The 11,036-nt window shown below is 72.2% G+C and carries 11 protein-coding genes; 6 read left to right on the top strand and 5 right to left on the bottom strand.

Annotated elements, in window-relative coordinates:
- On the top strand, positions 1-595 hold a 595-nt coding region (locus DI005_RS34140), incomplete at its 5' end, for an integrase core domain-containing protein (RefSeq protein ID WP_147263864.1).
- 102 nt (positions 596-697) lie between these two features.
- Here the strand turns inward: DI005_RS34140 and DI005_RS34135 are convergent.
- The 5 genes from DI005_RS34135 to DI005_RS34115 all read right to left on the bottom strand — a co-directional run bounded on the left by DI005_RS34135 (position 698) and on the right by DI005_RS34115 (position 7,052).
- Positions 698-2,806, bottom strand: coding sequence for a 3-hydroxyacyl-CoA dehydrogenase NAD-binding domain-containing protein (locus DI005_RS34135; RefSeq protein ID WP_113644828.1), 2,109 nt, complete (start codon positions 2,804-2,806; stop codon positions 698-700).
- Positions 2,803-3,993: a thiolase family protein gene (locus DI005_RS34130; RefSeq protein ID WP_112268235.1), complete on the bottom strand. Its 1,191-nt coding sequence runs from the start codon at positions 3,991-3,993 to the stop codon at positions 2,803-2,805. The genes DI005_RS34135 and DI005_RS34130 overlap by 4 nt, the downstream gene beginning before the upstream one ends.
- 122 nt (positions 3,994-4,115) lie before the next feature.
- Positions 4,116-5,330 (bottom strand): ribonuclease D, encoded by a 1,215-nt coding sequence (locus tag DI005_RS34125; RefSeq protein ID WP_199543460.1) that lies wholly within the window; start codon positions 5,328-5,330, stop codon positions 4,116-4,118.
- Positions 5,331-5,423: 93 nt separating this feature from the next.
- The gene (locus DI005_RS34120; RefSeq protein ID WP_110338478.1) at positions 5,424-6,140 is read right to left on the bottom strand and encodes a response regulator transcription factor; all 717 of its coding nucleotides are present in this window, start codon (positions 6,138-6,140) and stop codon (positions 5,424-5,426) included.
- A gap of 357 nt (positions 6,141-6,497) precedes the next feature.
- Positions 6,498-7,052 carry a DUF3000 domain-containing protein gene (locus DI005_RS34115; protein WP_112266929.1) on the bottom strand — a complete coding sequence of 185 codons (555 nt, stop codon included), beginning with the start codon at positions 7,050-7,052 and terminating at the stop codon, positions 6,498-6,500.
- A gap of 96 nt (positions 7,053-7,148) precedes the next feature.
- Between DI005_RS34115 and hemE the strand changes: the two genes are divergently transcribed.
- Genes hemE through DI005_RS34090 form a run of 5 tightly spaced genes read left to right on the top strand, consistent with a single transcriptional unit; the run spans position 7,149 to position 11,033 of the window.
- Positions 7,149-8,246: a uroporphyrinogen decarboxylase gene (gene hemE, locus DI005_RS34110; protein ID WP_113644842.1), complete on the top strand. Its 1,098-nt coding sequence runs from the start codon at positions 7,149-7,151 to the stop codon at positions 8,244-8,246.
- A 4-nt stretch (positions 8,247-8,250) separates the two neighbouring features.
- Positions 8,251-9,657: a protoporphyrinogen oxidase gene (gene hemG, locus DI005_RS34105; protein WP_113644841.1), complete on the top strand. Its 1,407-nt coding sequence runs from the start codon at positions 8,251-8,253 to the stop codon at positions 9,655-9,657.
- Positions 9,658-9,661: 4 nt separating this feature from the next.
- Complete coding sequence (gene hemQ, locus DI005_RS34100) at positions 9,662-10,354, top strand: hydrogen peroxide-dependent heme synthase (RefSeq protein ID WP_113644826.1); 693 nt, start codon at positions 9,662-9,664, stop codon at positions 10,352-10,354.
- Positions 10,355-10,369: 15 nt separating this feature from the next.
- On the top strand, positions 10,370-10,642 hold the full coding sequence (locus tag DI005_RS34095) for an antitoxin (protein WP_228714041.1): 273 nt from the start codon (positions 10,370-10,372) through the stop codon (positions 10,640-10,642).
- Positions 10,632-11,033, top strand: coding sequence for a type II toxin-antitoxin system VapC family toxin (locus DI005_RS34090; protein WP_228714042.1), 402 nt, complete (start codon positions 10,632-10,634; stop codon positions 11,031-11,033). The genes DI005_RS34095 and DI005_RS34090 overlap by 11 nt, the downstream gene beginning before the upstream one ends.
- Positions 11,034-11,036 lie beyond the last annotated feature (3 nt).

Below are 11,036 nucleotides of genomic sequence, written 5' to 3'. Positions count from 1 at the left end.
GGCCGTCGCCGAGTTCGGGGCACCGGCAATCGTGTTGTCCGACAACGGATCCGCCTTCACCTCACGGCACCGCGCCAACGCCAAGCCCTCCGCGTTCACCACCACCGTCACCGGCTGGGGCAGCAGGCTCATCCACTCCAGCCCGTATCACCCGCAAACCTGCGGCAAAGTCGAACGCCACCACCAGACCCTCAAACGCTGGCTCGCCCACCAACCCGTCCAGCCCAGGACCCTGGCCGAGCTGCAGACCCTGCTCACCACCTACCGCAAGCACTACAACACCCGCCGACACAGCGCGCTGGGCCGCCGCACCCCGCACGACACCTGGCACACCGCCACCCACCTCGGCGGGCCCCAGCACCCGCCCGTCCAAGACGACGCCACCATCCACCAGCTCAAAGTCAGCGACAAAGGCACCATCAACCTCGGCCGCGGCCACCGCATCCGCATCGGCACCGCCCACGCCACACAGACCATCACCATCATCGCCGACCACGACCGGGCCACCGCCTACACCAGCAACGGCGACCCGATCGGCTACATCCACCTCGACCACACCAAGACCTACCAGGGCAAACTCACCCCAGCCGCCTAACCTGTGACACAACAACCGAGACAACCCTGCGACAGATCAACCGAGACACAACACTGCGTTCAACGCAGTGAAGGTGGCCTTCACTGCGGCTGGGGCACGGGCTCAGGAGGAGGGGACCGAGGCGACGCCGGGGGCCAGGAACGGCTTGCCGTTCACTCGCTCCGAGACGCCGGTGCGGTCCAGGTACGGCGTGATGCCGCCCAGCCAGAACGGCCAGCCCGCGCCGAGGATCAGGCACAGGTCGATGTCCTGCGCCTCCGCGACCACGCCTTCGTCGAGCATGATCCGCACCTCCCCGGCCAGTGCGCCGAGCGCCCGTTCGCGCACCTGCTCCGCGGTGGACGGCGCTTCGCCCTGCCGCCACAGCGCCGCCACCTCGGGGTCGACGGTCCGGTTGCCCGAGGAGTCCCACTGCCACACGGACGACTTGCCCGCCTCGACGAACCGCCTGAGGTTCTCGCTCACCCCGAACCGGTCCGGGAACGCGCCGTGCATGGTCTCCGCGACGTGCAGCGCCACCGGCGGCCCGACAAGCTGCAGCAGCGTCAGCGGCGACATCGGCAGGCCCAGCGGGTCGAGGGCGGAGTCGGCCACCTCGAACGGCGTGCCCTCGTCCACCGCGGCCAGCACCTCGCCGAGAAACCGCGTGAGCAGCCGGTTCACCACGAACGCGGGCGCGTCCTTCACCAGCACGCTCGATTTCTTCAGCTGCTTGGCCACGGCGAACGCGGTCGCCAGCGCGGCGTCGTCGGTGCGCTCGCCGCGCACGATCTCCAGCAGCGGCAGCACGGCCACCGGGTTGAAGAAATGGAACCCGACCACGCGCTCGGGGTGCTTCAACTCCGCCGCCATGGCGGTGACCGACAGCGACGAGGTGTTGGTCGCGAGGATCGCCTCCGGGCCGACGTGCGCTTCGACCTCGGCGAACACGGTCCGCTTGACGCCCAGCTCCTCGAACACGGCCTCGATCACGAAGTCCGCGTCGGCGAACGCGGCCTTGTCCAGCGAGCCGGACACCAACGTCGTCAGCCGGTTGGCCTCGTCCGGCGAGATCCGCTGCTTCGCCAGCAGCTTGCCGATCTCGTCGTGCACATAGGACACTCCCTTGTCGACCCGCTCCTGGTCGATGTCGGTGAGCACCACGGGAACCTTGAGCCTGCGCACGAACAGCAGCGCCAGCTGGCTCGCCATCAGCCCCGCGCCGACGATGCCGACCTTGTTCACCGGCCGTGCCAGCGACTTCTCCGGTGCGCCCGCGGGCCGCTTCGCCCGCTTGTTCACGAGGTTGAACGAGTACAGCCCAGCCCGCAGCGTGTCGGTGAGCAGCAGCTCGGCAAGCGCGTCGGTCTCGGCGGCGAACCCGGTGTCGAGATCGGCCGTGCGGGCAAGCTCCAGCAGCTCCACGGCCTTGGCCGCACCCGGCGAGGCGCCCTTCGTCTTACTGTCCACAAGGGACTTCGCGCGCGCCAGCGCGGCGTCCCACGCCTCGCCGCGGTCGATCTCCGGCCGGTCCGGCGTGATCTCACCGCGCACCACCTTCGCCAGCCACAGCAGCGACTGCTCGAGGAAGTCGGCGGAGCCGAGCAGCTCGTCGGCGATGCCGAGTTTCGCCGCCTGCGCCGGCTTGAGCATCCGGTTCTGGTTGAGCGCGTTCTCGACGAGTACCGTCACGGCGGGGTCGGCGCCGATCAGGTTCGGCAACAACTGCGTGCCGCCCCAGCCGGGGAACAGGCCGAGGAACACCTCGGGTAGCGACAGCGCCGCCGCGTTGTCGGAGAGCGTGCGGTAGTGGCACGACAGCGCGAGCTCGAGCCCGCCGCCCATCGCCGCGCCGTTGACGAACGCGAACGTGGGGATCTTCGACTCGGTGAACCGGCGGAACACGTCGTGCCCTGCCTGGGCGATCAGCCGCGCCACCTCCGGGTCTGCGACCCGCTCGATGCCCGAGAGGTCGGCGCCGACGGCGAAGACGAACGGCTTGCCGGTGACCGCGATCGCTGCGGGCTCGGCGGCGATCGCCTCGTCCAGCGCCGCGTTCAGGCTCACCAGGCCCTGGGGCCCGAAGGTTGAGGGCCGGGTGTGGTCGTGCCCGTTGTCGATCGTGATCAGCGCGACCGGCGCGGCCAGCCCCGGAACGGGCACCAGCCGGGTCACCGCGCGCGTGACCACCTCGTCGGGAAAGGCCAGCTCGGCCTGCTCCTGGGTAATCACTTGGTCCCCTCCCAGTTCGGGTTCTCCCAGATGACGGTGCCGCCCATGCCGATGCCGATGCACATCGTGGTGAGGCCGTAGCGGACGTCGGGCCGCTCGGCGAACTGGCGCGAGAGCTGCGTCATGAGCCGCACGCCCGACGAAGCCAGCGGGTGACCGCACGCGATCGCGCCGCCCCACTGGTTGACGCGTGGGTCCTCCTCGGAGATGCCGAAGTGGTCGAGGAACGCGAGCACCTGCACCGCGAACGCCTCGTTGATCTCGAACAGCCCGATGTCGCCGATCGAGAGGCCCGCCCTGGCGAGCGCCTTCTCGGTCGCGGGCACCGGCCCGACACCCATCACCTCGGGCTCGACCCCGGCGAAGGCGTAGCCGACCAGCCGCATGCCGACGGGCAGGCCCAGCTCGCGGGCGGTCGACTCCTCGGCGAGCAGCGCGCCGGTTGCGCCGTCGTTGAGGCCGGCCGCGTTGCCCGCGGTGACCCTGCCGTGCGGACGGAACGGCGTCTTCAGCCCGGCGAGGCCCTCCATCGTGGTGCCGGGCCGGGGTGGCTCGTCCTCGGTCACCAGGCCCCAGCCCAGCTCGGGGTGCCGCGTCGCGACAGACACCAGGTCGGGGCCTATCTTGCCGGTCTTCACGGCGTCGGCGAAGCGCTCCTGGCTGCGCACGGCGTAGGCGTCGCAGCGCTGCTTGGTGATCGCGGGGAAGCGGTCGTGCACGTTCTCCGCGGTCTGGCCCATCACGAGCGCGGAGGGGTCGACGAGCCTGTCGGCGAGGAACCGCGGGTTCGGGTCCACACCCTCGCCCATCGGGTGCCTGCCCATGTGCTCGACGCCGCCGGCGATCGCGACGTCGTAGGCGCCGAAGCCGATACCGCTCGCGGTGGTGGTCACGGCGGTCATGGCGCCGGCACACATGCGGTCGATCGCGAAGCCGGGCACGGACTTGGGCAGCCCGGCCAGCAGCGCGGCGGTGCGGCCGATGGTCAGGCCCTGGTCGCCGATCTGCGTGGTCGCGGCGATCGCGACCTCGTCGACGCGCTCGGGCGGCAGCTCGGGGTGCCGCCGCAGCAGTTCGCGGATGACCTTGACGACGAGGTCGTCGGCCCGCGTGTGGGCGTAGACGCCCTTGTCGCCTGCCTTGCCGAAGGGGGTTCGGACCCCTTCGACGAAGGCCACGGTGCGCACGGATGCGGCCACGGATGCTCCTTGGTGCGGAAGGTCGAGGTAACTCGGATAGCCGCACCATAGCCTTAGTTACCGCCCGGTAACCAGGGTGGCGCCCCTGTCGAGTGGCTCACAGCCACGGGTCAGGCGGTGGCGTGCAACGCCTTGCTGAGCTCGGTGGCGGTGAGCTCCACCTGCCACGGGCGGGCACCGTTCTCGCGCAGGACCTGCGCGACGCCGTCCGGCGAGCGGTCCTCAGGCGGCCGCCAGCACGTCCGTCGCAGCAGATCGGGCAGCAGCAGGTTCTCAACCGGTAGCCGGTGGTGCTCGGCGAGGCTCGTCAGCGCCGCGCGCGCCGCCGCCAGCCGGGCGGCCGCGTCCGGGTCCTTGTCGGCCCACCGGTTGGGCGGGGGAGGGCCGTCGTTGGGCACCGACGTGCTCGGCAGCTCCGAGGCCGGCAGCATCCGCGCCGCCTGCAGGTGCCGCAGCCAGTTGCTGGTGTAACGCCGCTGCACCCGCCCGCCGAACACGGGCAGCGCCTGCAGGTCCGCGCTGGTGCGCGGGTCGGCGAGCACGGCGTTGATGATCGCGCTGTCGGGCAGCACCCGGCTCGGCGCGCGGTCGCGCTTGCGGGCCTGCTCGTCGCGCGCCTCCCACAGCGCGCGCACGGCGGCGAGGCCCTTGGCCGTGCGGATCTTGTGGATGCCGGAGGTCCGGCGCCACGGCTCGGCCCTCGGCGCGGGCGGAGGGGCGGTGCGGACGGCCTCGAACTCCTGGCGCGCCCACTCGAGCTTGCCCTGCGCGGACAGGTCGGCCTCGAGCTTGTCCCGCAGCGGCACGAGGAGCTCGACGTCGAGTGCGGCGTAGTTGAGCCAGTCGGTGGGCAGCGGCCGCCTCGACCAGTCGGCGGCGCTGTGGCCCTTCTCCAGCTGGTAGCCGAGCAGCATCTCGACCAGCGTGCCCAGGGCGACGCGCTCGTAGCCGGCGAGCCTGCCCGCCAGCTCGGTGTCGAACAGCGACGGCGGGCGCAGGTCCAGCTCGGCGAGGCACGGCAGGTCCTGTGAGGCGGCGTGCAGCACCCATTCGGAGCCGCTCAGCACCTCGGCCAGTGGTTTGAGCTCGTCCCGCAGCGGGATGGGATCGATGAGAAAGGTGCCGGCGCCCTCGCGTCGCACCTGCACCAGGTAGGCCTTGGGCCAGTACCGGTACCCGGAGGCCCGCTCGGTGTCGACGGCGATCGAGCCGCTGCCGGCAGCCAGCAGGTCGCACGCCTCACGAAGCGCGGCGACGTCGGAGATGACCGGGGGAGTGCCCCCGGCCGGTTCCGTCAGCGGTATGGGCGCAGACTCCTCCGGCATCTCGGAGGCGTGATCTGCGTTTTCCACAAGAATGAACCCTACGGGACGAGCTCACCGCGCCTGGCTCGCCCGTCCCGTAGGGACGCCCTGCGACTAACGGATGACGCCGGCCCGCATGGCCAGCGCCACCATCTGCGCCCGGTCGCCGGTGCCGAGCTTGCGCCCGATCCGCGACAGGTGCGACTTCACCGTGAGCGCGGAGAGGCTCAGCTCCTCACCGATCTCCTTGTTCGACTGACCGTCCGCGACCAGCTGCAGCACCTCGACCTCGCGCGCCGAGAGCTCGCGCGGGGTGTTGTCGGTGCCCGCGACCCTGGTGCCGGTGGCCAGCACAGGGGCCACGCTCGGGTCGGCGTAGACGCCGCCCTCGAGAACCCTGCGCACGCCGTCGGTGACCACCACGGGCGACGCGGACTTCAGCAGGTAGGCCTGTGCCCCCGCCTGGAACGCCGAACGGACCGCGTAGGGGTCGTCCGACGAGGCGAGCACCACAACCCTGGGCCAGCCATTGCTGCGGAGCTCGGTGACCAGTTCGATGCCACTGCCGTCCGGCAGTCCGAGATCGAGGATCGCGAGGTCGCACGGCCCCGTGGCCGCCGCTCTCGCCCTCGCCTCGGCCACCGTCGCGGCCTCGTGCACCGTCCCGGCGCCCATCTGCGCCAGTCGTGCGGCAATCGCCTCCCTCAACAGTGGGTGGTCATCGACCACCAGCACGGAAAACAACTCTTCCCGCGGATGCGGAACCATGCTCGCCGGCAAGGCACCGGCTGGCGTGGAACGAACGGCCTGCGAAAAGCCGACGGCAGCCACGTCACTACCTCCCTGGAGTCGGTCGTGCCCCCCGACCGGCACCGGGACTTTCGGCCAATCAGCCGCGCCAGCTTTAGACCGAAAGTGGTGTCGTCGGATGCACTCTAGCCGCCCGAGTGGGTCAGTGGGGCGTTCGAACGGGTATCTATCCCGATCGGGTAGTTACTCGCTGCCGCTCGTGTAGCACGTTCGGGTCAATACACGGCGAGTGGTTAACGAAGCGCGCACTGTTGGCGATGTACTAAGTTTGCGGAGGTCAAACGGCTCGTGCAGACGCCGCGTGCACGCGGCTCGCGCGGCCGGTGGTGCGACAGGAAGTATCGCGGGAGGCCGGAACGAGCCCGGCCGGGGGTCGCGCTACGAGGTTTGGCGCTGTTCGAACAGCGTTACTCCGACTGGCGGAAGGCCGGCGTAGCTCGCGACGAGCTGACAGAACGCCTCGCCGTGCGGGCGCAGCTCCGCGCTCGTCGGCGTCCACGACGCCCGCAGCTCCAGATCGTCGGTCCGCGAGGGCCCCGCGATGTCGCCGAAGCGGGCCGAGGACGTCTCGGTGACCGTGCCGCCCAGCGCCGTCCACGACGCTCCCGAGGACTCCAGCGCGTCGGTGAGCCACGACCAGCCGACCGCCGGCAGGAACGGGTCGGTGGCCAGTTCCCGGTCCAGCTCCGCCCGCACGTACACGACGAGCCGGAAGACGCCGTTCCAGGCCTCCTGGCCCTCGGGGTCGTGCAGCAGGACGAGCCGCCCGGACGCCGGCACGTCGCCGGGACCCGTGGTCTCGCAGCCCAGCGCGTAGGACCATGGCGCGAGCCGCTGCGGCGCCCTGATCGGCTCGAGGCTCACCTCCGGCCGGGGACGCACCGATTGCAGCGCTGCGACGGCGTCTCGGAACTCCTCCGGCGCCTGCGTCATGGCGGTCACCGCCCGACTGTAGAGCGCGCCCCGTCGGGGCCGGGCCAGGACGCGCCGAGAATCGGCTCTCTATCAGGTCATGGCACGATAACGATGATGACAGTGCCTCCCTTGCCTCCTTCGCCTCCGGTCTCGCGCGCGAACCCACCCACGGCGCGCCGCGACCTCACCGACGCCCCGCTGCTCGTCGCGGCGCGGGGCGGCCGCCCCTCGCGGGTGCCCGTGTGGTTCATGCGCCAGGCGGGCCGGTCGCTGCCCGAGTACCGCGCGCTGCGCGAGGGTGTGTCGATGCTGCGGGCCTGCGCCGACCCGGAGATGCTCGCCGAGATCACCCTCCAGCCGGTGCGCAGGCACGGCGTCGACGCCGCGATCCTCTTCAGCGACATCGTGGTGCCACTGCACGCCGCCGGGGTGGACATCGACATCGTGCCCGGCACCGGTCCCGTGGTGGCCGCGCCGGTGCGGACCGCGGAGGCCGTCGCCGCGCTGCCTTCGCTCGACCCCGCCCAGGTCTCCCCGGTCACCGACGGGATCGGGCTGCTGCTGGAGCGGCTCGGCGACACACCGCTGATCGGGTTCGCCGGTGCGCCGTTCACGCTCGCGTCCTACCTCATCGAGGGCGGCCCCAGCCGTAACCACGAGCACACCAAGGCGCTCATGCACGCCGAACCGCGCCTGTGGCACGAGCTGGCGGGCAGGCTCGCCGACATCACGCTTGCCTTCCTGAGGGCCCAGCTCGACGCCGGGGTCGACGCGGTGCAGCTGTTCGACTCGTGGGCGGGCGCGCTCTCGCCGAAGGACTACCGCGAGTTCGTGCTGCCGCACTCGGCGAAGGTGCTCGCGGGCGTCGGGGAGTACGGCGTGCCGCGCATCCACTTCGGCGTCGGCACCGGCGAGCTGCTCACGGCGATGCGCGACGCGGGCGCCGACGTGATCGGCGTCGACTGGCGGGTGCCGCTCGACGAGGCCGCCCGCAGGCTCGCGCTACCCGACCGGCCCGCGCCGGTGGTGCAGGGCAACCTCGACCCCGCGCTGCTGATGGCGTCGTGGCCGGTGATCGAGGCCGAGGTCCGGCGGATCGTCGCCGAGGGGCGCGCGGCGGGCGGGCACATCTTCAACCTTGGTCACGGCGTGCTGCCCGAAACCGACCCCGAGGTGCTCACCCGCGTCGTGGAGCTGGTGCACAGTCTGTGAGGAGATCGTGAGGGTCGCCGTCGTCGGGGGAGGGATCTCCGGGCTCACCGCCGCCTACCGGCTGCGCAAGCGGCTCGGCGACACCGCCAGGATCACCGTGTGCGAGGCGGCGCCCTTGCTCGGCGGCAAGCTCCGCACGGTCGAGCTTGCGGGCCGCCCGTTCGACATCGGCGCCGAGGCGTTCCTCGCGCGCAGGCCCGAAGGGCTCGCGCTGGCCCGCGAGGTGGGGCTGGCGGACGAGCTGACCCATCCGGCGGCCGCCTCGGCCACCGTGCGGGCAGGCGGCAGGACCCTGCCGCTGCCACGCGGCACGCTCATGGGTGTGCCCGCGACCGGCGACGCCGTGGCCGGTGTGCTTTCCGAGGAGGGCCGCGGACGGGTCGAGGCGGAGTCGCGGCTGCCAGGTCTCGCGCTGCCGGAACGGGACGTGTCGCTGGGCGGGCTGCTGCGGGAGCGCTTCGGTGACGAGCTGGTGGACCGGCTCGTGGATCCGCTGCTCGGCGGCGTCTACGCCGGGGGAGCCGACGGACTGGGCCTGCGCGCGACCATGCCGGGGCTCGCGGCCGCGGTCGACGCGGGCGCCTCGTCGCTCACCGAGGCCGCCGCGGCGCAGCTGCCGGCCAGCCCGAGCACGGCACCGGTGTTCGCCACGCTCACCGGCGGGCTCGGCACGCTCGCCGAGCGCCTCGCGAAGGAGGCCGCGGCCGACGTCCGGCTCGGCGTTCCCGTGCGGGCGCTGCGGATGCTGCCGGAGGGCGGCTGGCGGCTCACGCTCGGCGCCGCCGCACCGGCCCACGCGCCCCAGGACGCTGAGCTGGACGCCGACGCCGTCGTGCTCGCCGTGCCCGCGCCCGCCGCGAGCCGGCTCCTCGCGGACGTCGCGCCCGCCGCCGCGGAAGCGCTGGCCGGGGTCGAGCTGGCCTCGATGGCGGTGGTCGGGCTTGCGCTGCCGCCGGGCACGGAGCTGCCACGCGCGTCCGGCCTGCTCATCGGCGAGCGCGAGCGCCGCGCGGACGGAACCCCGTTCGCGGCCAAGGCGTTCACCTTCTCCGCCCGGAAGTGGCCGCACCACGCGGCCGACGGCGCGCCGGTGCTCATCCGGGGCTCGGTGGGCCGCTTCGGCGAGGCCCAGCGCCTGCGCGCGACCGACGAGGAGCTGCTGCGGCTGGTGCGCGAGGACCTCGCCGAGCTGACCGGGGTCACCGCCGAGCCCGTCGACGCCGTCGTGCAACGCTGGGGCGGCGGGCTGCCGCAGTACGGGGTCGGCCACCTCGACCGGGTCGCCCGCGTCGAACGCGCGGTGGCGGAGGTGCCGGGCCTCGCCGTGGCGGGCGCCGCGCTGCACGGTGTGGGCGTGCCCGCCTGTATCGCGACCGCCGACGCCGCCGTCCGGCGCGTGGTGGGAAACTAGGGCCATGGCGCGCCTGAACTACCAAGAACTCAACGACACCATCCGCTACACCGCCTGGTCGGTCTTCAAGGTCGATGCGGGCAAACTGCCCGAGGACCGCGGCCCCTCCGCGCAGGAGACCACCGCGTACCTCGACGCGCTCGAGGGCAAGGGCGTGGTCGTGCGCGGCGTGTACGACGTCGCGGGCCTGCGGGCCGACGCCGACTACATGATCTGGTGGCACGCCGAGGAGGTCGAGCAGGTCCAGGCCGCCTACACCGGCTTCCGCCGCACCCCGCTCGGCCGGGTCTCCTCGCCGGTGTGGAGCCAGGTGGCGCTGCACCGGCCCGCCGAGTTCAACAAGAGCCACATCCCGGCGTTCCTGGCGGGCGAGGAAGCGCGCAAGTACGTGTGCGTGTACCCGTTCGTCCGCTCCTACGAGTGGTATCTGCTGCCCGACGAGGAGCGGCGCAAGATGCTCGCCGACCACGGCAAGGAGGCGCGCGGCTACCCGGACGTGCGGGCCAACACGGTCGCTTCGTTCGCGCTCGGTGACTACGAGTGGATCCTGGCGTTCGAAGCCGACGAGCTGCACCGCATCGTCGACCTCATGCGGCATCTGCGCGGCACCGAGGCGCGCCGCCACGTGCGGGAGGAGATCCCGTTCTACACGGGCACGCGCGTCGAGCCGGGTGAGCTCGTCCGCAACCTGCCGTAGCGCTAAACTAGCGCTATGGCGACGATCCAGATCCGCAACGTCCGGGACGAGGACTACCAGGCGTTGCGGGAGGCCGCGGAGGCCGAGGGCAAGTCGCTGCAGGCCTACATGCAGGAGCAGGCCTCGGTGCTCGCCCGGCGCGCGAAGAAGAAGGCCGCGTTCGACGCGGCCCGCTCCGCGCTGGCCGCCGACACGGGGACCGGGGTGACCACCGAGAGCATCCTTGCCGACCTCGATGCGATCCGCGGTCCCTGGCCGGGCGAGGAATCCGCCGCCCGTGGCCGATGAGCTGGTGGTCGACGCGTCGGCGATGGTGAAGGCGCTGACCGGAGCCGACGCGACGGCACAGGCGCTGGCCGAGAGATTGAGCGTCGCGGAACTGCACGCACCGCATCTGCTCGACGCGGAGGTGGGTGACGTCGTGCGGCGAAGGGCGCTGCAGGGGGCACTCGGCGAGGAGGTCGCGTCCGCGGCGCTCTGGTCGCTGGACGCCCTGCTCGACGCCCGCTACCCGCATGCGGGCCCACTCGCCCGCGGTGCCTGGGAGCTACGGGACCGGATCCGCTTTTACGACGCGCTCTACGTGGCGCTGGCCGCGCGGCTCGAACTGCCGCTGCTCACGGCCGACCCCCGGCTCGCGCGCGCCCACGGCCTGCCGTGCGCGGTCGAGGTGGTCTGAGCC

The organism is Prauserella sp. PE36 (genome assembly GCF_003311655.1).
GTDB lineage: Bacteria > Actinomycetota > Actinomycetes > Mycobacteriales > Pseudonocardiaceae > Prauserella_A > Prauserella_A endophytica.
This window is presented reverse-complemented; position numbering and strand designations above follow the sequence as displayed.

Excerpts from the sequence above, each read along its gene's own strand:
- DI005_RS34125 (WP_199543460.1), bottom strand. The coding sequence starts at position 5,330 with ATGCCGGAGGAGTCTGCGCCCATACCGCTGACGGAACCGGCCGGGGGC.
- DI005_RS34115 (WP_112266929.1), bottom strand. The coding sequence starts at position 7,052 with ATGACGCAGGCGCCGGAGGAGTTCCGAGACGCCGTCGCAGCGCTGCAA.
- hemE (WP_113644842.1), top strand. The coding sequence starts at position 7,149 with ATGACAGTGCCTCCCTTGCCTCCTTCGCCTCCGGTCTCGCGCGCGAAC.
- hemQ (WP_113644826.1), top strand. The coding sequence starts at position 9,662 with ATGGCGCGCCTGAACTACCAAGAACTCAACGACACCATCCGCTACACC.
- DI005_RS34095 (WP_228714041.1), top strand. The coding sequence starts at position 10,370 with ATGGCGACGATCCAGATCCGCAACGTCCGGGACGAGGACTACCAGGCG.